Origin of the sequence: Bacillus alveayuensis, from assembly GCA_030812955.1 — a bacterium.
Taxonomy (GTDB): domain Bacteria; phylum Bacillota; class Bacilli; order Bacillales; family Aeribacillaceae; genus Bacillus_CB; species Bacillus_CB alveayuensis.
This window is the reverse complement of sequence record JAUSTR010000017.1, coordinates 26,990-50,039: the sequence shown is the minus strand read 5'-3', so window position 1 is coordinate 50,039 and position 23,050 is coordinate 26,990. Positions and strand designations below refer to the sequence as shown.

19 protein-coding genes are annotated in these 23,050 nt (G+C 33.8%); 7 read left to right on the top strand and 12 right to left on the bottom strand.

What is annotated here, in order from left to right:
• Window positions 1-73: 73 nt before the first annotated feature.
• Together J2S06_RS13155 and J2S06_RS13150 are read right to left on the bottom strand one after the other, a co-directional pair.
• Window positions 74-835, bottom strand: a complete 762-nt coding sequence (locus tag J2S06_RS13155; RefSeq protein ID WP_419152593.1) for a UvrD-helicase domain-containing protein — start codon at window positions 833-835, stop codon at window positions 74-76.
• A complete protein-coding gene (locus J2S06_RS13150; RefSeq protein ID WP_419152592.1) occupies window positions 828-2,567 on the bottom strand; it encodes an ATP-dependent nuclease in 1,740 nt (579 codons plus the stop codon). The genes J2S06_RS13155 and J2S06_RS13150 overlap by 8 nt, the downstream gene beginning before the upstream one ends.
• A gap of 535 nt (window positions 2,568-3,102) precedes the next feature.
• On the opposite strand from J2S06_RS13150, the gene J2S06_RS13145 reads away from it, so the two are divergent.
• The 4 genes from J2S06_RS13145 to J2S06_RS13130 are packed head-to-tail and all read left to right on the top strand — an operon-like array spanning window position 3,103 to window position 6,506.
• Window positions 3,103-3,243 (top strand): hypothetical protein, encoded by a 141-nt coding sequence (locus J2S06_RS13145; RefSeq protein WP_419152591.1) that lies wholly within the window; start codon window positions 3,103-3,105, stop codon window positions 3,241-3,243.
• 55 nt (window positions 3,244-3,298) lie between these two features.
• Window positions 3,299-3,469: a hypothetical protein gene (locus J2S06_RS13140; protein WP_419152590.1), complete on the top strand. Its 171-nt coding sequence runs from the start codon at window positions 3,299-3,301 to the stop codon at window positions 3,467-3,469.
• 6 nt (window positions 3,470-3,475) lie between these two features.
• The gene (locus tag J2S06_RS13135; RefSeq protein ID WP_419152589.1) at window positions 3,476-4,900 is read left to right on the top strand and encodes a recombinase family protein; all 1,425 of its coding nucleotides are present in this window, start codon (window positions 3,476-3,478) and stop codon (window positions 4,898-4,900) included.
• Complete coding sequence (locus tag J2S06_RS13130) at window positions 4,884-6,506, top strand: recombinase family protein (protein WP_419152588.1); 1,623 nt, start codon at window positions 4,884-4,886, stop codon at window positions 6,504-6,506. Before J2S06_RS13135 ends, J2S06_RS13130 begins: the two co-directional genes overlap by 17 nt.
• Window positions 6,507-6,581: 75 nt before the next feature.
• Here the strand turns inward: J2S06_RS13130 and J2S06_RS13125 are convergent, their stop codons facing one another.
• The 5 genes from J2S06_RS13125 to J2S06_RS13105 all read right to left on the bottom strand — a co-directional run bounded on the left by J2S06_RS13125 (window position 6,582) and on the right by J2S06_RS13105 (window position 14,680).
• Window positions 6,582-7,073: a hypothetical protein gene (locus J2S06_RS13125; protein WP_419152587.1), complete on the bottom strand. Its 492-nt coding sequence runs from the start codon at window positions 7,071-7,073 to the stop codon at window positions 6,582-6,584.
• A 255-nt stretch (window positions 7,074-7,328) separates the two neighbouring features.
• Complete coding sequence (locus J2S06_RS13120) at window positions 7,329-8,597, bottom strand: HEPN domain-containing protein (protein ID WP_419152586.1); 1,269 nt, start codon at window positions 8,595-8,597, stop codon at window positions 7,329-7,331.
• Between the two features lie 68 nt (window positions 8,598-8,665).
• Complete coding sequence (locus J2S06_RS13115) at window positions 8,666-12,004, bottom strand: DEAD/DEAH box helicase family protein (RefSeq protein ID WP_419152584.1); 3,339 nt, start codon at window positions 12,002-12,004, stop codon at window positions 8,666-8,668.
• An 18-nt stretch (window positions 12,005-12,022) separates the two neighbouring features.
• Window positions 12,023-13,213: a restriction endonuclease subunit S gene (locus tag J2S06_RS13110; protein WP_419152583.1), complete on the bottom strand. Its 1,191-nt coding sequence runs from the start codon at window positions 13,211-13,213 to the stop codon at window positions 12,023-12,025.
• A complete protein-coding gene (locus J2S06_RS13105; protein ID WP_419152582.1) occupies window positions 13,214-14,680 on the bottom strand; it encodes a type I restriction-modification system subunit M in 1,467 nt (488 codons plus the stop codon). It abuts the gene before it with no gap.
• Between the two features lie 293 nt (window positions 14,681-14,973).
• On the opposite strand from J2S06_RS13105, the gene J2S06_RS13100 reads away from it, so the two are divergent.
• The 3 genes from J2S06_RS13100 (at window position 14,974) to J2S06_RS13090 (ending at window position 17,178) form a co-directional block, all read left to right on the top strand.
• Window positions 14,974-15,411 carry a recombinase family protein gene (locus J2S06_RS13100; protein ID WP_419152581.1) on the top strand — a complete coding sequence of 146 codons (438 nt, stop codon included), beginning with the start codon at window positions 14,974-14,976 and terminating at the stop codon, window positions 15,409-15,411.
• Between the two features lie 121 nt (window positions 15,412-15,532).
• Window positions 15,533-15,703 carry a hypothetical protein gene (locus J2S06_RS13095; RefSeq protein WP_419152580.1) on the top strand — a complete coding sequence of 57 codons (171 nt, stop codon included), beginning with the start codon at window positions 15,533-15,535 and terminating at the stop codon, window positions 15,701-15,703.
• The gene (locus tag J2S06_RS13090) at window positions 15,700-17,178 is read left to right on the top strand and encodes a recombinase family protein (protein WP_419152579.1); all 1,479 of its coding nucleotides are present in this window, start codon (window positions 15,700-15,702) and stop codon (window positions 17,176-17,178) included. The genes J2S06_RS13095 and J2S06_RS13090 overlap by 4 nt, the downstream gene beginning before the upstream one ends.
• A gap of 34 nt (window positions 17,179-17,212) precedes the next feature.
• Here the strand turns inward: J2S06_RS13090 and rlmD are convergent, their stop codons facing one another.
• From rlmD to J2S06_RS13065, 5 genes are all read right to left on the bottom strand, one after another.
• Window positions 17,213-18,586, bottom strand: a complete 1,374-nt coding sequence (rlmD, locus tag J2S06_RS13085; protein WP_419152578.1) for a 23S rRNA (uracil(1939)-C(5))-methyltransferase RlmD — start codon at window positions 18,584-18,586, stop codon at window positions 17,213-17,215.
• A complete protein-coding gene (locus J2S06_RS13080) occupies window positions 18,583-19,473 on the bottom strand; it encodes a DNA-3-methyladenine glycosylase family protein (protein WP_419152599.1) in 891 nt (296 codons plus the stop codon). Before J2S06_RS13080 ends, rlmD begins: the two co-directional genes overlap by 4 nt.
• A gap of 61 nt (window positions 19,474-19,534) precedes the next feature.
• Window positions 19,535-20,326: a delta-lactam-biosynthetic de-N-acetylase gene (pdaA, locus tag J2S06_RS13075; protein WP_419152598.1), complete on the bottom strand. Its 792-nt coding sequence runs from the start codon at window positions 20,324-20,326 to the stop codon at window positions 19,535-19,537.
• A gap of 154 nt (window positions 20,327-20,480) precedes the next feature.
• Window positions 20,481-21,047: a Uma2 family endonuclease gene (locus tag J2S06_RS13070; protein ID WP_419152577.1), complete on the bottom strand. Its 567-nt coding sequence runs from the start codon at window positions 21,045-21,047 to the stop codon at window positions 20,481-20,483.
• Between the two features lie 215 nt (window positions 21,048-21,262).
• Entirely contained in the window at window positions 21,263-22,807 is a 1,545-nt protein-coding gene (locus J2S06_RS13065; protein ID WP_419152576.1) for a fumarate hydratase, read from the bottom strand.
• Window positions 22,808-23,050 lie beyond the last annotated feature (243 nt).

The window sequence follows — 23,050 nt, the reverse complement described above, 5'->3', positions numbered from 1 at the left end:
GTCTGTAAGCTGAAGAAGGAGAGATTGTGAGGGGCCATAATCTAGCTAACTAATTGCCAGAATTGTGCTTAAATCACAAACTATGGTGAAGAGACTTAATTAATAACTGAATAAACGTCCAATTTAGAATGTTTGTGTCCTGAAATTCATCAATTATTATTATCGGAAAAAACTTAGTATAAAAATGTCTAATATTTTTATATTTATTTAATAACTCTATTGTCAAAGTTATAATTGAATTGTAAGATATAACCCCTTTTTCAATATACTTCGTCTTTATTATATTGTTATATTGTAGATAATTTTCTTTAATGTATTTTTCTTTATATTCCTTCGAAGCAATTGAAATATTTTTTACTAATTTTTTCTCATCTTCTAATAAGTTTATATTAAATTTATTTAGATTGTTTTCACTAGAATCATCTATATTTATTAACTGGTCTATATTTTTCAGTTCCTTGCTTAATAAATATCCATACTTTTTTAATATTCGTCTACATAAACCATGAAAGTTAGAAACATATACTTTTCCCTCAATATCAGATGTTTTCAGATTCTCATTATTCGCTAAAAGTGTAGGTAAAATACTGACTACTTCATTTTTCATATTATATGCTGCATTTACGCTAAAAGTCAGAGCAAGAATTTTTTTATTGACTGGTACTTGCTTAGTTAAAATTAAATAAGCAATTTTACTTATAAGTGTTTTCGTCTTTCCATAACCAGCTGGAGCCTCTACTATCAATCTATTTGCATCAGATAATATTACGTCTAGTTGTTTTTTGTCTCCATTATGAAGCTCTAATAATTTATCAATTATTAACTTATTATTCATATATTGACAACTCCATTGCTTTCTCTATCGCGTCCCTATATGTTTGGGGAATTTCTGTAACTGCCTCCGAAAGTAATCTTCCTTGTAAAATTGATTTATTTCCCCTAAGACTATTTAGTACGTCCGATTTCAATTCTTCTTTTAATCTATCAAGATTTTGCCCATTATCAATCTTTTCTAGTTCTTTATAAACTGGTCTTTGTCTTGGATTTATTTGAATTCCTAACTTTTTTGCTTGCCCCATAAAGAATAAATACTTCTTCGGATCATCTGTATACTGTTCTTCTAAGTACCTAATGTAATCGGAAAAATTAAAATACATATATATATCTTCTTCGAAATCCTGCCCTTGAGTTACATATAGATTTTTTATAGTTTTAAATTTGTCCCCCTCTTTTTTATCTCCATCAATTATAGAAACAGTTTCAATTCCAAATTTATTAAATAAATCAACAAGGGGTGGGATAGAATCTGCACTACCAGCAGAAATAACAGATATTTCGTAATCATCTAAGTCAATTTCCATTCTTTCTGCAAATACCTTCATAGCTAATAACTCACTGTCTCCTTCTACAAATATCACTGTTCTTGAGAAAAATGCCTCTTTAATATATTGCATATGCTTGTTTAGATGTTTCTCTAAATCATCATCCAATTCAATATTTACACCACTTGAAACTAAGACTTCCCCATTGGAATTTTTATAAATTCTAACAATGTGTTTATAGTTATCTAATAATATATTTGGTGAATGGGTAACAACAAATAATTGACCTTTTATATTATTAATTCCAAACAAATCAGATAGAAGATTGTTAAAATCTTTTTGTGAATTAGTAGTTATTCTATAAATATACTTTATTAATTTTCTTTGTAAGTGGGGATGTAGATGTATCTCTGGTTCATCCAATCCTAAAGTAATTGGAAGTGTTACCGTTCCATTACCATCAGTAATAACTGCATTTTCAAACGTTTTTTTTCGCTTTTTTATATTAAATATTCTTTCTAATATAGTAATAGGTACTAAGTTACTAAATTGTATACCATATCCTAGCTTATCTACAGGGAAATTTTCATCGTTTTTTAGTATTATCAACCTTGATAATATTTCCTTGACCTCATTTCCTGTATCGGCTTGAATATCATTAGCTTCAAAAGTTTCAATTAGTTCCAATTTCGAATTAATATAATCTAACAGTCCGGCCAAATAGGTATTATTAATTATATCTTCAAGTTGAACTTTCTCATCATTTTTAGTATATAAATCTATCAAATGCGAAAGAAAACGCCCACTTCCGCTTTTAGTATTGAAATTTAATTCATTTGAAGGCTTTCTTAAAGAGTCATAATAAATAAAATTAAGTTTTTTTATTAATGAACTTGATATTACTGTTTCTGTCTCCGCGTGTATAAAAGTTATATTTTCATCTGGATTTTTCTGTAAAGCAATTATGTTAATTTGTCTTTCATTTGTAGGATCAAAAAGATCGTCAAATACTCCAATTTCATCTTCATCCAGAAATAAAGTTATCTTTATTTCTATTGATTTATCAATATCATTGAAATCCTCATCTATAAAATTTCGTTTATTCACCAATGTATTTAATAGTTTTAGCAAATTAGACTTTCCAATGTTGTTAAGTCCGACAATAAAATTTACTTCTGAATGAAAGCTAAAACTTAGTCCATCCAACGACCTATAATTACTGATATCCAATCTTTTTATTTTCATCTATTGCCATCTCCTTAATTTATATTTTCAAGAACTAAATATAACATTAAAGAATTGTATTATTTGTAGTATTTTGTTTCTTGAATATATTTTATCAAAATATTCCCTATAAATTGTTCATATAATATGAATTATTCATGATATAAAAGACGATAATATTCTTGTTAGTACGATTTGTAGTTCAGACATGGTGAAAATACCCAGTCGCATTTCTTCTTTTTTTATTTCAGTATAAATTTTTCACTAAACCCCTTAAAATTAAGAAATTCCTAGATATAATGGTTTCTGATTAACCGATTTTTTCAAAAGTAAATAAAAATAACCATAATAAGCGAAAACCGCGGTTACATGATGTTTATCTATCTAAGATAGCACCATGTGCCGCGTTTTTTAATGGAGGGATTATCTATAAGCAAAAAAGAAACAGAAAATCAATTTCTTAACAAGATATTAAAAAGCTCTGAAAAAGTCGGAATCTCTAAAAGCGTCATTGAACGATTTATCTTGTTCTATGGAAAGGAGGTTCTCAATAACAATGTCAAACCTACTCGTTCTCCTGAAAGAGTTAGGGGTTCCCATTAAGACAAAAGTGTTCATTGAATCACCGAAACAAACAAATTACGAATATCAACTGCAAATGGATTTAGATTTGGATAAACAACATCAAATAGTTTAAAACCTTTCCCTTCCGTCAATCCTTTTAATAAGGAAATTTGACGGGAGGAATGGTTATGTCTCGAAAAAATATAGTAAAAGTTTCATTTAATGAAGATTTACAAGAGGAATCTTATTACTTTATGAAAAGACTAGTGGAAAAAGTTTTAATCGATCAGCTCGATTTAAAACCTAAAATGAAGGGGTTCCTACTTGCCGAAAGTAATAAAATTGTAGAAAAGGAGTAGACTCTCATGGAATCACACCAATATTATGAACCCAATAAATACTATGAAGATTTTATCGCGGTTTATAACAGGGTAAGTACAGCTCAGCAGGACATTCAAAAGCAGATTCTACTTGCTGAATCTTACATTAATAATAATTATATTGATCCACAAAAAGTGATTTGGTTAGAAGATGATAATGTTTCAGCGAATAAATTAGCAATGGAGGAGCGTTCAGGATTACAAAAACTCCGAATGCTAATACAGCAGAAAAAAGTAAAAACTGTCATCGTTTACAGTCGAGATCGTTTAGCTCGAAACTTCTATGAATACGTTGCAATAGTTAAAGAGTTTTATAAATACGGAATAAAGGTGGTTTTTACTTCAACGAAACAACCACCGTTTTCTCCTAAACTGTCGATTGAAGCACTATATGGGATTTTTGCACAAGTCGAGGGCCAGAATATTTCCGGTAGAAGAAAGGATACAATGAAACAATTTCCTTCTTCTATATTTGGATATAAACGGATTGGAAAAAGAAAGGATGTTAAGTATATCCCGAATTCAGAAGTAGTTAATGACTTGAAGTCTTTTTTCTATGAAGTGGCTGAAGCTAATGAAGCAGATGATTTGTTCAATATTTTGATGAAATACAAAAAGATATTAAAAAACAAAAGGTACGAGGATTTATTAAAGTATCTAGAAAATCCTTTTTATTCGGCACACATGCAGACTTCGTATGGTTTTGAAGTTCTACACCATGTAGAACCAATTATCTCCTTAGAAGAACATCTAAAAATTCAAGAAGTCCTAAAAAAATTGAAAGATGAAGTATTTCAAGCCATCACCAATGCAAAGGACAGAGGATACATTACCCCACAGTGTATGCTTTGCAAAAAAGACATGACTTTTAAAACTTCAAAACTGGGAGAAAGCAATTACTACATCTGTAAAAGAGGACATGAGGAAATCAGAATTACGGTGGAACAATTGAATGAGACCATTCAATCTAAACTTTCAATCATTGTAAAACATATCCCAGTTGACACAATCAAGAGCTTTGTATTTTCCCATTTATCTAGAATCGAAAAAGATTACAATCATGAGATCATTAACTTAAATCGAAGGTTAAGCTCCATTCATTCTACTATAGTAGAAAAATATGCAGCAAGGAAAAACATAGATTCACTCATTTTTGAGTCAAAGAATATAAAAAATAAAATCAATCATATCCATATCGAATTAGCTAAAATTGCTGAAGCACGAAATTCGGTAAATGATCTTGTCAAAACCATTAAGCAGAACTTAGAAATGGAAATTCAAAACTACAATTTATACTATTTATGCCATCTATTCCTTGAAAAAGTAGAAATCGGTCCCGATACATTTATTTATCATGTTCCCTTTGGAGAATTTATGAAGGTTGGTGAGCAATATGCACTTCATGCATAAATACACTTATTTAATAAATGGGATTTACTTGCTGACAGAAACTTCTAGGCCGAATCTTCAAGAGGTAAATTTACCTTTTAATATTTTTAAAGATTCTATTCCTTTAGCAACATCATATATTCGCTGGTCTGATGATGGACAAACATTCGGTCACTCTTTGCATATACAAGAATCTGAAATTGTTGCAAGAGCAAAAAGAGAAGGATTTCAAGTTGTTGCATCCTTTATTGAAGAGGCAAAATCCGCCTATCATATTCCTGCACAAAAAAGGGGTCAAATGCAAAATATGAAGCAATTCATTTTAAACAATGGAAATGTGAAAGCTGTCATTTTCTATGAAGAGTCACGAATTACAAGGCTAATTGAAGACTTTGTATTATATGTACTCGGACCAATTAAAGAAGTTCGCCCAAATTTTAAAGTGTACTCTTCGAAAATCGAAGGGGAGTGGAACGAAAATAATCCTTATGTTCAAGCAAGATTGTCTTTTGCTCATGAAGAATCGGTAGAGAAGTCTCAGAGAGCGTCTGATTACCATACGTCTGTAGTAAATTCATCAAAACCCGAACGTCCCGGATCTAGAAATCCTTATGGTTATTCTCTAACAACAAAGGACAATACGATTGAAACCAATGAAAATAAAAGCATTGTCATTCTTATCTTTTATTTATACAGTTACGGTTATAGCGATCGAAAAATTGCAAATTTATTAAATGAAGCGGATATTCCACCGCCAAGTATTGATGCAAAAGGATGGAATGATTCAACCGTACGATATATTTTAAACAATCGTTGGTATATCGGTGAATTAGCTTGGTTTACCCGCACCAGTTTTGAGAATAGTAAAAAGAAACCGGAAGAAGAAATTTTTCTATTTAAAAATCATCATGAACCTTTAATCGGGGCCAACTTGTGGAATACCACCCAATTTTTTAGAAATTATAAACAAAACAAAGATCACATGGATAGCCCGTATATTTTACGAGATTTAGTTTATTGCCATGAATGTAAAGAGAAACTGATAACAAGAAATTCGACTCCCGCAAAGTCCAAGAAAAAATATATGTATTACTGTTGCCCTTCATGTAAAAAGAAAATATCAATTGATAAAATTCATGAAAGTATTTTTGCTAATTTTTCACTAAGATGGGGCAGGGAATTGAAATATTATGAAAAGCAAACAGAAAAAATCTTAAATCGATGGAAAAAAGGGCTTGAACAAAAAATCAATGACTTGAACGAAAACCTTGAAAAACTAAAATATCTTTTATCAACACTTGATAAAAATAATGAGTACTTTCAGGAGCTAAAAGAAATCTTTGAAATGCAAATACATTCTAATACAAAGGAATTACAGGAATACCATAATACAAGAGAACAGATTGACCTTTTGTCAAAAGATGAAATGCAAGCCGAATTAATTGGTCGATTCAAACAAGATATTCATAGTTATTCAAATGAAGAAAAACGCGCTATATTTCTTTTGGCAATCGAAAAGATAGGAATTAACTTTTCGAAAGATAACCATATAAGAATCGATTACCGGCTCACACCATATGTGGAAATTGAAGACCTAATGAAGCAGCTAGATATCGAAAGTGCGTAAACTGTTGTTCAACTTACTTGGACAACAGTTTTTTCTTTGATAACACTAAAAGTTTCAGCAAAAGATTTTAGTCATTTATATTCTCTTAATCTTTTCAATTAATTCTTTTCGTTCTTCCATAGAAAGTGTTTTAATTGCGATTATCAGGGCATCAATGGTTAACCATTTACTTTCCTTTTTCATGAATAACCGAATGCTTTCTTTTAAAGAATCTGTTACTTCTGTTTCATTCATCCCAGATTCAATAAATAGTAGCACAATTTCATCTATTACTTCAGGAGTAATCTGCTTTTCTCGCTCTTGCAACTCTTCATCGATCTCCGACCAATAATCTCTCAAAAATTGCTCCCACTGGTCATCCTCCAAGTAAAATAAATCTATATAATAATTCTGGTAAGTAATCTCTCCATCCTTTTCATAAAAATGTCTTTTACCAAAGTTGTTATTTTGTTGAGAATATAAGGCTTGTAGATTTTGAACTAACTGATTAAATCGTAAATCCGGTTGTTGTTCCCATATTTTAAACAACAGAGTTAATATCCTTGGAATCCTCTTCGGATCTCTCACTTTCATATCCCTCCAATACAAAAAATATCTGCTTACTTTACCGAATAATTTATCTTATCACTGCTTACTTTACCGAGTAATTAACTAGATAGCTCATTAAGTAAAATTCAAGAACTGGTTAAACCCTTTGATATCAAGGGATTCTTGATAATAACATTCGGTAAAGCAAGCATCGAGGGATACTTCGATGAGTACTTTACCGAAAGCCTAATTTACAATCTGCTCATTTTCCCGATTAAGGTATACTCCTACAATCTAATATGTTAATCTTTTTACTTCCGATAAAAAGTTATTTGCCTTTTTCAAACAATCTTTACATTCTATTTCATCAATTTTTGCTATATTATAGTCTGCTATCCACCTCTTTTGCTTAACAAACCTAAATGAGTCCAAATAATCTAGTCCTATTTTACCATTACTAACCAACGAGGATAATTTTCTCTCAAGTTGCTTATGACTTTCCTTAACATTTAAAGCATTTGGCTCCCAATCTGAAAGCATATTTTCACTCTCTAATAATGCTTTTAGTGAATGCATCATCGAATAATAAGATCTATTAACAGACTGGTTATATAAGTTCTGTTCATATAAAGCTTGTGCAGCTTTCAAATCGTCACCTGCGGTTTGTATTTCCATTATATAATTAACAACTGGTTTAACCAATGTTTGTTCTAATTGCATTGTTTGTGAATCCATATTTTTATGAAGGCTTTCCGCACCATTTACAATAGAATTTTTAATCATTTCCTTATCTTTCATATCCAACTCATCAGTTTCCAAAACGGCAAGCACTATTTCAATTAGCTCTTGTACCTGCAATCCTTTTAAATTATAGAAACTATCATATATAGGTATGTATTTAACTTTTTCACCAGACTTTTTAGTTTTCCATATTCCATATATAAGTCCGATTCTTTTTGAGAATTCGTTTTCAAAGAAATCATAAAATGAGCTATATAGATGTCTATTATCTCCATACAGAAATCCAACTAGCGTAAATAAAAAAGCACTTCTAAATGAGTTTAATAACGATTGCTTTTCTTCATTAAATTCAGTTTTCCATGCACCTAAGTCAATTCGGATATCCCCAAAATCATATTTAGAAATTATTTGCTCATAGTTATCCTTCAACATATCAAGAGCAATACATTCCCATGTTTCTTTTTTAATATAATCCGTATACTCTTCAATTATTTGCAATTCTATGCCACCATCTTTTTCTATCATTTCTGCACCAAATACACTCAATAAATCACTATTCTTACCATTATTTACTTTTGGTTTGTCAATTTTGTTAATAAAATACTTAAATAATGTTTCCAATTCATTATCAATAAATTTTTCTGCATTTGCATATTTTCTAAGAAGATCTTTTTCACAGTTATCTTTTATATTTTCTAAATATAGTAGACTGATACTTCTTGGTAAATGATATACTTTAGAATACCTACCATTGATGTCTTTATCTTGAATACTCATTATCACAGGAAAAATACCCGGATTAATTACAACATCCTTTGACATATATGCCCTCCTAAAAATAAAGACACCTAAGATATTTATCCTAGGTGTCATTTCATGATTGATAATATTTACGCCCCTGTCACTTCTTCCGCATTTCGATTGATCTCATCAATAATGCCAATGATTTTTCTTGCATCATCCATATTGTCCTTGAACAGTTCAACAATACTGCCAACTGATCTGAATGGTTCTTGTTGTAATACTTTTTTATCGAGTGTTCCGTTTTTAATGACATAATCAACAATGTGTTTAACAAAACGAATTTGGTTTAGATTCAACCGCTCTTCCGATAGAAACTCAGAAAATGCTTCGTTCGCTGCTTTCGGATCCAACCCAACAATTTGCCGAACGAGTTTGGTTATCGGTGTATCACCAAAATCTTTTTCATAATCTTCTCTTGTACCGAGTTCTTTCCACAGTATGTCTTCAAGCATTTTCACCTCTTGTGCGGTTAATGGTTTATTATGATTCAATTTGTAAATGGCCATTTGGTCTTTATGTTCGATTAAATAATGTTCTACTTTCTTTCGATAATTTTGTAGGTCATTTACATGGATCATCGGAGAGTTTTCTTTTACTTCGATAACTTCATCTTGGAAATCCGTATAATAAATTTTCTGCGTTTCTTTTTCGATAAACTTGATTAAATCTCTTAATGCATCCCGTACTTCTTCCAGTTCAAAAATATCAGCACTGTCCCAAAACTCTTCGGTCAATATTTTTTCAATGACGTGCTTTTGTTCCAGTACTTGTGGAATCGTACCAAGTTTCGATAAGGCTTCTGCTGTTTGAATGACACTGCGAATTGGTTTTGTTGCATTGTTTGCCTGTAATTTTGCTAATTCAATCGTATACATTAACAAATCAAAACGTTTCGCAAATTCATCATCTTGAACTGGAACAATTATCGGTGAAATATGTTCTTTAATTTCATTCGTATCAAGAACAGATAATGACACCCAATTGTCCTTATTTTTATATTTCTCCACATATTGCAGATGTTGTCTAACACGGAAATTTTCATTATCAAGAGCAAGAACATCTCTCGTCACTTCAAAAACTAATTCATTGCGATGATTGATGTAATCTTCTGTTTGATAATCAGTTCCTTGTAATTCTCTGATAATATCCACTTTGGCGTTGAACAGTTTTTCAGTTAAACTTTTACCTACTTTGGTTTCCATTCCCTTTGGGTTTTCCCGGAAAAATTCAAAGTTTCCACAATAATCAAAGATGAGGAAATGGGTTTTATCTTGCCCAATTCCAAATAAATCTGGACAAAGCCTTGTTCCACGGCCAATCATTTGCCAGAATTTCGTTTTCGAGCGAACTTTTTTAAAGAATACAAGATTCACGACTTCCGGTATGTCTACTCCTGTATCAAGCATGTCTACAGATACTGCAATTTGCGGCATTTTATTTTTATCTGAAAAGTCATCGATTATTGTTTGAACATATGTTGTACTATAATCAATGACTCTAGCAAAATTCCCACCATATTCAGGGAAAAGGACATCAAATCGTTCGACAATTCGTTCGGCATGACGATGATTTTTGGCAAAAATAATCGTTTTACCCAGCTTGTCACCACCTTCTACATGAATGCCTTTGTTCATTAAATCTTTCAGAACCATATCGATTGTGTTGTCATTAAAAAGCCATTCATTTAAGGCAGAGCTGTCAATGTCTTCCCGAAAATCTTCTTCATCGAAAGTTTCTTCGTATTTTTCTTTATCTTCTTCAGATAAATCATCGTAATGAATGCCTTCTTCTAGAAACTTTGTCTTTATTTCAATTGTTCGGTAATCAACTAAAAATCCATCTTTCACAGCTTGATCCAGCTCATATGCATAAGTTGGAACGCCATTTTCCAAGTCAAATACGGCATATGTATTTTTATCAATTTCATCTTTTGGTGTAGCCGTTAAGCCTAGTAAAATACCATCAAAATAATCGAATATGCTGCGGTATTTTTTATAGATACTTCGATGCGACTCATCAATGATGATGAGATCAAAGTGTCCAACGGTAAATAGTTTTTTGCCATTTTTTCTTTTCGCCTCATCGATGGCATTCATCATCGTTGGATATGTAGAAAAGACGATGCGGCTTTCCTCTGGGTTATCCTTGTTATCTAAAAGATTGCATAAAGGTATACTTGGCAGTAAGTTATTAAAGTTTCTATATGCTTGATTAACTAGTGCTTTGCGATCTGCTAAAAAGAGAACATTTTTCACCCAATTATGCCGAGTCAATACATCTACCATTGAAATCGCTGTTCTCGTTTTTCCGCTCCCAGTTGCCATCACGAGAAGTGCTTTTCTTTGGCTGCGGCTCAATGCATCACAAACCGATAAAATAGCTTCTTTTTGATAATAACGATTACTAATATCATCATTAATTTGAATGTTTGTTAACGGACGTTTCATTTGCCGGCGTTCAATTAACAAACTTAATTCCTCTTTATTGTAGAAACCAGATACTTTTCGCGGCGGATACGGATCATGCCAAATATACGTTTCAAATCCGTTCGTATAAAAAATTACCGGACGAACACCAGACATTTTTTCAATACAATCGGCATAAAGCTTTGCTTGTTGGCGGCCCATTTTCGGATCTTTTGACGTTCTTTTCGCTTCTACGACAGCAAGAGGCTTTCCATTATCACCAAATAAAACGTAATCAGCAAATCCTTTCCCTTCTTTATTCGGCATACCAACAACCGGATATTCCCGAATAATATCTTTATGAAACTCCCAGCCTGCAAGTTTCAAGTCTAAATCAATATATTTCAGTCTTGTTTCAAATTCATTTAATTGATCGACTTGGAAGTGATTTTCTTTTGTATTCTGTTCCCGTTTTTCCGTTACTTTCTTCCGAAGATGTTGATTTTCCTTAATGATTTCTTCAAGTTTCCGATCCTTTGCACTTAATTGTTCATATAAATTTTGCAATTCTTTCGGACGGACCTTCTTTTCTTCTCCAACTGGAAGTGAAGATTCATCAAATTCCCCAGCAGTAAATTCATCAGAATAACAATAATCAATCCACGCAATAAACTGGAATAGATGATGAAGGGATAAAACTGCTTCATCCCGAGTAATCGGCGCATTCGTATGAACCGCTTGATTGCCAAGTTTCACGACATACTTCATCATTGGCAGTAATTCTTCATCAATAATTCCTAAAAACTCTCGGTCGTGAATCAAACTAGAAAGATTATCTTGATAAGGAACAGTCAGCGCACTGTCATAACTATATACCCACTTAACCGCCAGCTCCAGCGCCCGCCGAGACTGAATCGCACTAACCGCTGGGCTGACAACTAACCCCTTCTCCGCTTCAAAACAAGCATTGGTAAAACTACGAAATTGTTTCTTGGCTTTTAGAAAGCTGAAGTTAGACACGTAGACACCTGCCTTTGATTAAAAGTTAGAAGCTTTTTCTTCGGTGAATAGTTCGCCTTTGAAAGTTCGCTGTATTAGTGAATTATAGTTATTTTCCAGTTCTATTAATCCTTTTACTAATTTTCCTTTTTGTTCGAGTATATTCTCTACAACATTTGCAAACTTCCTTTGTAATTCTACATTCGGACAAATAATTTGTATATTTTTTATCATTGTAAGGTTCATATTTTTTTGACGAACTCCTCTTTGTAGTCGCTTGTAGTAGTTCTTACCAATTTGAATACAATAATATACAAATATCGTATCTACTATAGATTCATCAAGCTTTGCAAAAGCAACGGCTTGATTGCATGAACATTCTACTTTATTTATTGTTGCTTTAAGTGCAGCAGTATCATACATTCCGAGTAAAAGACTATCTTTTTCAATTAACTTGGCTGCTGAATTCTCTAATGCTTCCTCTGTAATATATTCATTGCTAGAATAAGTAAATATACTATTTAGCTCTCCGGCCGATAACCAAGGAATTTTTCCCTTGAAATATTCCTTGTTAGATCTAGATGGAGTCCCACCACTCTTCCATTCTCCTAACTGTCCAAGCCTTACCATGTCCCATTTTAAAGAATTTCTAACCGGATCCCCAAACATCTCCAAAAACACACTTTGCGTTAATTGGTCTAATGCTTCGATTTGGGCTTTGCGTTTATTTATTAAATCACTAGCTTTATCTAAAATATTTACAACTTTTTTTTGATAATCTATATTCGGCACTTGTATTTCAAATTCTGAAAATTGAGTTTTGTTAATTATCGGAACTACAGGTGCATTTGCGACAGCTTGTAATTTACGCCTATTAAACCAAATGCTGTATGCAAGAAATTTTGAAATAATGATCTTTTCATTCGGAATAATTGCGTTTATTTGTTGATTAAAAGCCGCCTCATCACTATTTAAAATGGCTACCTTTCCTATTGTTCCAATACAGGTAACTAAAACGCTATTCTTAGGTAAAACTCTTACTGTTTCTGCACCTTTTTTTGATATGTATTCTTTAGAGTTATTTAAAAGTAATATATTATCTTGAAACAAATCATCCGGTTTAATAAACATAATATCGTTTGAATTATAATATTCTTTATTACTTTTCTTTGGCGTTTTCCCTGTAACTATTTCACCAAGATCTTTTAGTTTATATTTTTTAAAAAACATTTAATCACAACCCTTAATTAATCCTTTTAACTCATCAATGCCCATAATAATTTCCTTTTCATAACTTTCAATTCTATCCAGAATAACTTCAGGTGCTTCATACTCCACTTCTTCATACTCAATTTCCTTATACTTATTAATCGACAAATCATAATCATTTTCCCTTAATTCTTCAACTGGTACAAAAAACGATTGTTCTGTCCGTTTCCGTTCTTTTTCTGCTTCTAAATGGTTAAATCGTTCAATAATATCCGGTATATCATTTTCTTCAATCGGATTACGTTTGTCATCCAACGAAAAGCCGTCTGCTTTCATATCATAGAACCAAACGTTATCTGTTCCACCTGCACCCGTTTTCGTAAATATCAAAATCGCCGTTGAAACGCCTGCATAAGGTTTAAACACTCCGCTCGGCATGGAAATGACCGCTTCCAATTTATGATTATCAACAATTTCCTTCCGAATCATTTTATGTGCATTTGAACTTCCAAATAATACACCGTCTGGAACAATCACCGCAGCTCGTCCACCCGGTTTTAAAATACGAATAAATAAGGATAAGAATAATAATTCCGTTTTTTTCGTTTTTGCGATTTTCAACAAATCGTTTGAAACAGCTTCATAATCCAAGGAGCCTTTAAATGGAGGATTAGCCAATACTAACGTATATTTTTCTTTATCTTTATTAATCTCAGAAAGAGAATCTCGATAGTCAATATTCGGATTATCCACCCCATGAAGCATCATGTTCATCGCACCGATCCGAAGCATCGTCCGATCCATATCATTTCCGTAAAACATCGTGTGATGGTAATGTTCTTTTAAGCCTTGAACAAGAAACATATCATTGTGATGTTTACGCAAATATTCACTTGCTGCAACTAAAAATCCAGCCGTCCCCATGGCAGGATCAATAATAATATCCTCTGGCGTTGGTTTCATCAGTTCAACCATCATTTGAATGATGTGTCTCGGTGTACGGAATTGTCCGTTCGTACCTGACGTTGATATTTTTGAAAGCAAATACTCGTATAAATCACCTTGAACATCTCTGTCATCTAAAGGCAAATTGTCAATCCCATCGACAATTTTTGCTAGCATATTCGCTGTTGGGATTAAAAACATGGCATCGCCCATGTACTTAGAATACGCTGAATTATTTTTGCCATGTAAATTTTTAATAAATGGAAAAACTTCATCCGAAACGATTCGATACATTTCTTCCGGTGAACCGAGCTGTTTAAAACGGTGCCAACGCAAATGCTGTTTATCCTCTGGAAAAATCCCCTCAAAAGGGATGCCTAAAACTTCTGCTTCTTTTTCTTTAACCGTTTCCGTTTCATCCAAACCTTTTATAAATAACAGATAAGTAAATTGTTCGATAACAGTTAATGGGTTTGTAATTCCGCCTGTCCAAAACGTTTCCCATATTTTATCTACTTTATTTTTAATTTCACCTGTAATCATTTAAGTTCCTCCTGCTGCATCTTATATATCTTCATTATACTTATTTATCTCATTTTATTAAAAGGATAAACTTGGAGACCTATAACTATTTACCCAATTGATTAATCCAAAATATCTTAAAAATTTTAAATCCTATTAAAATACATTGAATCGATAAGTATAATGTTTCAGAACAAATCGGTTAATCAAATTTTTTTAAAAAAATTCCTTTTTCCTCTTCAAATATGAAAAAACGAAGATACAATGCTTTATGCAAATCGAAAAATACAAATAACTAAGAAGATGAATATGTTATGCAATGTGCAGCTTATATTCGAACTACAAACAAAAATCTTGCAGATGAAAATTTAAAATTTATGATTGAAGATGTTCGTCAAGGTAAATTTGATATTATCGTTGCAACAGATCCATCAAGACTTTATAGAAATACTGAGCTATTGATGGAATTAGAAAATCTTTATAAGCAAAACAAAATCCATATCGTAACAGTGGATAATCAAATAAATACTATCCATAGTGATGATGATAAAGTACTAAGAAATTTTAGTTCACTTAATAATGTTTTACAACAAAAAAACAGGGGAGTCCCTGCAGTCTATATTAGAACGAATAAACCATTAGAAGAAAATAGATATTTACAGTATTTAATACCCTTATTGGAATATAAAAAAAATCGTCGATTCATCGAAAAACTACATTCATCTAAAAGAATATTTATCAAAGTCAAATAATTTTAGTGTAACCCAATAAAAAGCGAGAACCGCAGAGGTTACGTAACCATTCACATTGTTGGTTATGTAATTCTGCGGATTTTTTTATATTGAAAAATTATAAAAGGGAGAGCGATAAATCATGAATAGATTTGAATACACAGTTGAGCGAATTTTTGCAGATACTTCGCTCACCTTCATGGATGTTATAAATTCCATTATTGATCATAAAATTGAAGAACTCGTCAATAATGCTAGTAAGGTAAACACTGCTACATCTCAGAATGATGAGAAGGAGTATGATTCAAAATGAGATGTGCAGTATATGTTCGTGTTTCAACGGATAAAGAAGAACAAAAAGATTCATTAAAATATCAGCAAGAGCTATTTTATAATTATATATCAGAAAAAGGTTGGGATATTTACAACTTTTATATCGACGTTGAAAGCGGGACGACAGCAAAAAGGGAAAAACTTCAAAAACTAATTGAAGATGCTCAGGATAGAAAATTCGATATCATCCTTGCCAAAGAGTTATCACGTCTTGCCCGAAATGGAGAATTATCCTATAAAATCAAAAACTTATGTGAAAACCAAGGGATTCACATCATTACTTTAGATAATGCGATCAATACATTAACAGGGAACACTCATATGTTTGGCCTTTATGCATGGATGTACGAACAAGAATCTCAAAACACGAGTAATCGTGTGAAAGAGACATTAAAAACTCGAGCAAAAAATGGACTTTTTAAAGGATCAAACCCTCCATATGGGTATGAAGTAAGAGATGGAAAATTGTATATCCGAAATGATGAAACACCAAATATTGTTAGACGAATTTTCAAAGAATATTTGGAAGGAAACGGACGACAAAGTATTGCAAGACGGCTATATAACGAGGGAATTCCTACCCCTGCTCAAATAGCTGAAAAAGCAAACGCAGGAGATAAGTGGCATGATTCTACCATTAGATGCATCTTGACAAATCCCCATTACGTTGGGGATCTTGTTCAAGGAAGAACAACGACAGTAAGTGTAACGAGTAAAAGGAGGAAAAAAGTTCCAAAAGAAGGACAGTTTATTATCGAAAATGCACATGAGCCAATTATATCTAGGGAAACGTTTGATGCTGTCCAAAATCAATTAGAGCAGAGAAGAAAATATATTACAGCACCCAAATTACATCTTTTTACCAACATTCTCTATTGTGCTGACTGTGGTACGGGAATGTGGTATAGAAGTAATCGTCGGGGCTACATCTGTGGAAATTATGCCCGTCATGGCAAAAAGGCTTGTACCGCCCACACGATAAAAGAGGATTTTCTTAAAGAAACAATCCTAAATGACATCCAAACCTTAATTCAACAAGTTGATAAAGAGAAATATATAAAGAAGATGGAGAGAAAATCGAAAAGTACAAAATCGGATTCTCAAAAGAAAATCAATAAGATTAACAAACAGATGGATGTTTTAAAAAATCGAAAAAGGAAATTCATCAACCTGTTAGCTGACGGAATTATCACACATGAAGAATATCAAGAGAGTATTGAAGTAACGAACAAGGATTTAACTGAATTAATGGAACAGAAAAATGAACTTCTTTCATTGATGGAAAGCGAGGATGTAATCGAAACGATTGAAAAGCTCAAAAAGGAATTACTTCAATTCCTAAATTTCGATGAATTAACCGAGGATATTCTCCATCGACTGATTAATCGAATCGAGGTAAAAGAGGACGGTACACCAATAATTCATTACCGGTTTACCACACCAAAAATTGAATAGAGGCAAGAAAGAAACCTTATCTTGCCTCATTTTTTCATTTTAAAACTATCTGCGAAACGCACTCAACGTGCGCTGTGTGCGGAAACATGTCCACTGGCTGAATGTATTCCACTTTGTATTGGTCTGATAAATATTGAATGTCTTTCGCTAAAGTGGACGGGTTGCAGGATACGTAGACGAATCGTTTTGGTTTGACTTTTTTGATGGTTTTTAGGAATTTTTCGTCACAGCCTGTTCGTGGAGGGTCCACGACAACTACGTCAGGTTTCCAGCCTTCTTTGACCCATTTGGGCATTAGTTGTTCTGCTTTTCCCGTTACATAGGTTGCGTTTTGGATTCCGTGTTTTTTCGCGTTTTCGTTGGCGTTTTGGATGGATTCTTCGATGACGTCCATGCCGCGGATTTCTTTTGCGTCTTTGGCGAGCCAAAGTCCGATCGTTCCTACGCCACAGTAAGCGTCTACTATTTTTTCGTTTCCGGTTAATTGTGCCGCTTTTTTCACTTCATCATATAGCTTTACCGTTTGAGTCGGATTGAGCTGGAAAAAGGCACGAGCCGAGAGCTCAAATGACAGGTCGCCGAGTGTTTCTTGAATCGCTTGCTCCCCTTTTATTGGTAATGTTTCATCTCCAAAAATGAGCGATGTTTTTTGGCCATTTACATTCTGCATGACTGATGTAACTTCTGGAGCACGCTTTATAATTTCTTCTGCAATTAATTCTTTACGTGGCAATTCTTTTTTCGCTGTAATAAGAACGACTTGAACGTGTCCTGTTTGAATACCTGCTCTTACCACAATCGTTCTCACAAGCCCTGTTCGCTTTCGTTCATGATAAATTGGTATATTAAAATCACTTAGTACTTGTTTCACGATTTGCGTTACTTTATCGGTTAAAGGGTGCTGCACCATACAAGACTCAATCGGGACAAGTCGATGGGAATCGAGACCGTACAATCCGGCGATTACTTCACCTTTTTTTCCTTGAAGCTGGAAAGAGCTTTTATTTCGATAATGCCACGGGTCTTCCATTCCGATCGTCTCACGAATATCTAGCTCTTCCATCTTCAATTTTGTATGGCGTTCAAGAGCTTGAATGACAATATCTCGTTTTTCCTTAAGCTGCTGTTCATAGCTTAAATGCTGCAGCTGACAGCCTCCGCACTCACCAAAGTGGACACATGGTGCTTTTACACGATGAGGAGATTTATTGCGGATTCGTTTTATTTTTCCTTCTGCATACTTCGGATGAATTTTCGTCGCTTCCACTACCACTTCTTCCCCAGGCAAAGCACCCGGAACAAAAACGACTTGCTTTTTAAAATAGCCTACTCCTTCCCCATTAATTCCGAGTCGTTTAATTGTGAGAGGAAATTGCTGCCCTTTTTCGATCGTTACGTTTTTCGTCATGTTGTTTCTCTCCGTTTCTTTTCAATGCTTCTCCATAAATAAAGGGACGCATAGCTTAAATAAGGCGACCACTCTCGACTGTATTTTTCCATTTCTTCTTTCGTCGGTTTTCGCTCAAGGTTAAAATATTTTTTCACGGCATTTTGCAAACCGATATCGGCAACTGGGAAAAGATTCGATCGGCCAAGTCCAAACATTAATACATTTTGCACCGTCCACGGACCAATCCCTCTCACTTTGACGAGCTTGTTCATCACTTCTTGATCATTCATGTCATGAAGCTTTTCTAAAGAAAGTTTTCCTTCAGCAATTAACCTTGAAGTATCAATCACATATTCTGCTTTGCGCCTACTAAATTTTAAGCTCCGCAAATCATCATAATTTAATTCAGCTACTACTTCTGGCTTCGGATAAAACTTTACTCCATCTATTGTTGTCCCGAATGTATTCACAAACGACGTTGATAATTGGTAAGCAAAAGATAAATTTAGCTGCTGATGGATGATACATTTCATTAAGCAATTATAAACATGGAAATCAAGAATTAGTGGTGTTCCTTCATGCTCTCTAAAAAGCTTGGCTAAATTCGTTTGTAAAAAATGCTCTTGAATGACTTTCAGCGAACGATCCCAATGAAAAATGCGGACTAGTTCGCTCATCGCATGCTCTTTTTGACCTTCATTCATCCCTGTTACGATAAAGGATGGTTCTTCTTTTGTTCCGGTAGCTTGTACTGTAACGACAAAAGGATTTCCTAATCGATCATATAATGGAACATCAATCGTACGCTTTTCAATATTTACTTTATTTAAAGGATCAAGAGCCAACATTTCTAACACTTGGTCAAAATCATATGGCGGTGTTGCTTCAACTTGTTCTTTCCACATCATGAGATCCGCACCTTTTTAAATGTTATCATCGTAAATATAAAAAACCCTTCGCACAATGTCAAAGGGAAAACAAATACGGATGCTCGATTTCTTTTTCCATCATTAAGTCATCTAAGCTTTTAAAACGGTATCCTTCTTTTTTTAAATCTTGTATCGCTTGATCTAGTGCTTCTGCATTATCTTTTGAAACGGTATGCAACAAAATGATCGCGCCTGGATGAATTTGATTCATTATATTATCATAGGCATATTGCCAGCCTTTTTGATGATGGATTTTCCAATCAACAAAAGCAAGTGACCAAAAGACGTTTTGATACCCGTATTTTTTTGATAAAGCAAGTGTTCGTTCGCTAAAAATTCCCCTTGGCGGCCGCAAATAAACCGTCCCTTTTTGCCCTGTCAACTCTTCTACTCTTTGACTAACAGAATTTAATTCCTTTATAAATTGCTCTTCGCTTACTTTTGTTAAATCAGGGTGGCTCCATGAATGGTTACCAACGATATGCCCTTCTTTCACCATTCTTTTTACAAGTTCAGGCTGATCATTTAAATAATGACCTGTAACAAAAAAGGCTGCGGGCACATCGTGTTTTTTTAACACATCTAAAATTTTTGCTGTATAACCGTTTTCATAGCCATTATCAAACGTTAAATAAATATCCTTTTTCCGTGTATCCCCTAAATAATAAGCTCCGTATTTTTGCAAAATCGATTCCAGCTCTTTTCCGGCATATGGCGGCTCTTGATTCGTGCTCTTTTTAAAGCCCCAATGAATCACTTGATTGGAAACAGCTAATACGGGATGAATATTGATGAGGAAAAAAATCGAAAAACTAATAAATAAGAACAAACGCTTCACATCGTTCTCTCCTTCCGAAAAACACTTACTTTTGATATTAGTGTATTTCGGAAAGGACGTTTCATACTGGTAATAATTCCAAAGCTCTTATAAGTGAGTTATTCATAACGAAAAATAAAACTTCGAAAAAAAACTAACAGCTACGTTATGTTGCAAATATATATTCTAAGTCGACATGAAACCCGTTCAATATTTTCGATGAAACCTTGCCTTTTTCTGATTTTACGGCAAACTGTTCATACATTCCTGCATCATTTAAAACATAAACGGTAACGGAATTAATCATTGGATTCACGATCCAATATTCCTTCACTCCATACTTCATATAAAGATTGAGCTTTGTAACTAAGTCATGTGATTGATTGGATGGACTAAGGATTTCTACTATAAGGTGAGGAACGCCGATATATTTCGTTTCAGTAAAACCATTTTTATCACATATAACGCTTATATCAGGAATAACAATTTTATTCCCTTCAATCTTTTCACTCTTTAATTCGATATCATAAGGGGCAACAAATACTTCACATGGAGCATCTAGCAGGAAATTTCCAAATTGTAATTGAAGACGACTTAATACTCGTTGATGTTTTGTAGATGGAGAAGGCGACATGTATACAACGCCATCAATGTACTCTAACAACTGTTCACTCTTTTCCCTCATCTCATAAAACTTTTCTAAAGATACAAAAGAATCATGACGTAAGGCCACTCCATTCACCCCTTTCTTTTTTATCATTACCTAATGATAACATTTTTACTGTGAAGCTTAAATATAGGTGCCTGTTTTGTAAAACAACAGCCCTTGACGGAATCAGAAGCCCTTTATTTACTTTTCGAGTTGCAAATGAACATTATCAAGTACTAGGGGACAGGAATATAAAATTAAGGGACTTCCCAAAAATTAGAAGTCCCTTTTTGAAAAAATTATTTAAAAACAGGCTCTTTAAATTGAGCAAGCTTTTCTAATGAAGATTTGTCCACATCTTCGTGCAAGCTGTTTCCGTGGGAGTCCATCGTTACAACAGCGGTGAAGTTTTCAACGCGCAAATGCCACATCGCTTCTGGAATTCCGAATTCAAGCAAGTCAACACCTTCAACGGATTTAATACATTCCGCATAATATTGTGCAGCTCCACCGATGGCATTTAAGTAAACGCCGCCATGCTCTTTTAACGCTTGCAATGTTTTGGGCCCCATGCCGCCTTTACCCATGACGGCGCGAACACCGAATTTTTTCATAATATCCCCTTGATAAGGCTCCTCACGAATACTTGTTGTCGGACCTGCCGCTTTTACTTCCCAATTACCGTTTTCATCTTTTAACATAACTGGTCCGCAATGATAAATAATTTGACCATTTAAGTCAACAGGTGAATCGTGATCCATTAAATATTTATGGATGGCATCACGTCCAGTGTAAATAATGCCATTAATCCGTACGACGTCGCCAACTTTTAATTCACGAATTTGTTTTTCTGTAATTGGCGCTTCTAAAGTAACTACACGGCTTTCAGAGTCAGATGAGGCAGCAGCTTCTTCATTTGCAGGCGGATTCGATAAATCAACATCTTCGCCGTCTTGGTAAAGCCATTTTGTAATTTCACCTGATTCCGGATCAATATAAACTCCTAAACGGCGGAATGCCCAACAATTGTACGCAACCGATACGAAGAAGCTTGCTGGAATACGGTTAATCGCTCCAATTTTACAGCCTAATAAAGTTGTTTCTCCACCGAATCCCATTGTACCAATGCCAAGCTTGTTGGCATTTTCCATAATGTATTCTTCTAGCTTGCGTAAATCTTCATTCGGATTTACATCATCGACACTGCGGAAAAGCTGCTCTTTCGCTAATTCATATCCAGATGTGCGGTCGCCGCCGATTCCAACACCGATAAACCCAGCCGAGCAGCCTTGGCCTTGTGCTTGATAGACAGAATGCAAGATACATTTCCGAATTCCGTCTAAATCACGGCCTGCACGTCCAAGTCCTTCTAGCTCGCATGGAAGGCTATATTGAATATTTTTATTTTCACAGCCTCCGCCTTTCAAAATAAGGCGAACATCCATGTAGTCTTTTTCCCATTGTTCGAATTTAATAACAGGTGTCCCTTCACCTAAATTGTCGCCAGAGTTTTCGCCAGTTAACGAATCAACTGAATTTGGACGGAGCTTTCCATCTTTTGTCGCTTTAGCAATGGCCTCTTTAATGACTTCTTTAATTTTAAGCTGATTTACACCTACTGGAACCTTGATTTTAAAGGTTGGCAATCCCGTATCCTGACAAATCGGCGATACATTTTCATCTGCCATTCTTATATTTTCGGAGATCGTCGCTAGCGACATGGCCGCTCTTGTTCCCGCATTTTCTTTTAATTTTGCTTCGTAAATCGCACGACGAACATCCTTCGGCAAATTCGTAGATGTTTCCACAATGAGCTTGTACATACTTTCAAAAAGCTTCTCCATCCCGCTCTCCCCTTTTCAAATAAAAGAATTCTGTCTTTTTCCACAATTTTTATTATACTCTGTTCAATTCTTGATTTAAAGAAATTTGTAAAAGCTTACATTTAGAAACTCTTTACATTAGTTTTTAGACAAAGTCTTTTTCTGAGGAATTTTTCATTTTTTTTATATTTCAAACATATTGGCTTGAATCTTTCCTCTCCCTATTATTTGTTAACATGCTATAATGAATATTTGCTAAGTTTT

Coding starts and splice junctions, on each gene's coding strand:
- J2S06_RS13155 (WP_419152593.1), bottom strand. CDS start 835: ATGAATAATAAGTTAATAATTGATAAATTATTAGAGCTTCATAATGGA.
- J2S06_RS13150 (WP_419152592.1), bottom strand. CDS start 2,567: ATGAAAATAAAAAGATTGGATATCAGTAATTATAGGTCGTTGGATGGA.
- J2S06_RS13145 (WP_419152591.1), top strand. CDS start 3,103: ATGTCAAACCTACTCGTTCTCCTGAAAGAGTTAGGGGTTCCCATTAAG.
- J2S06_RS13140 (WP_419152590.1), top strand. CDS start 3,299: ATGTCTCGAAAAAATATAGTAAAAGTTTCATTTAATGAAGATTTACAA.
- J2S06_RS13135 (WP_419152589.1), top strand. CDS start 3,476: ATGGAATCACACCAATATTATGAACCCAATAAATACTATGAAGATTTT.
- J2S06_RS13130 (WP_419152588.1), top strand. CDS start 4,884: ATGCACTTCATGCATAAATACACTTATTTAATAAATGGGATTTACTTG.
- J2S06_RS13120 (WP_419152586.1), bottom strand. CDS start 8,597: ATGTCAAAGGATGTTGTAATTAATCCGGGTATTTTTCCTGTGATAATG.
- J2S06_RS13110 (WP_419152583.1), bottom strand. CDS start 13,213: ATGTTTTTTAAAAAATATAAACTAAAAGATCTTGGTGAAATAGTTACA.
- J2S06_RS13105 (WP_419152582.1), bottom strand. CDS start 14,680: ATGATTACAGGTGAAATTAAAAATAAAGTAGATAAAATATGGGAAACG.
- J2S06_RS13100 (WP_419152581.1), top strand. CDS start 14,974: ATGCAATGTGCAGCTTATATTCGAACTACAAACAAAAATCTTGCAGAT.
- J2S06_RS13095 (WP_419152580.1), top strand. CDS start 15,533: ATGAATAGATTTGAATACACAGTTGAGCGAATTTTTGCAGATACTTCG.
- J2S06_RS13090 (WP_419152579.1), top strand. CDS start 15,700: ATGAGATGTGCAGTATATGTTCGTGTTTCAACGGATAAAGAAGAACAA.
- rlmD (WP_419152578.1), bottom strand. CDS start 18,586: ATGACGAAAAACGTAACGATCGAAAAAGGGCAGCAATTTCCTCTCACA.
- J2S06_RS13080 (WP_419152599.1), bottom strand. CDS start 19,473: ATGTGGAAAGAACAAGTTGAAGCAACACCGCCATATGATTTTGACCAA.
- J2S06_RS13065 (WP_419152576.1), bottom strand. CDS start 22,807: ATGGAGAAGCTTTTTGAAAGTATGTACAAGCTCATTGTGGAAACATCT.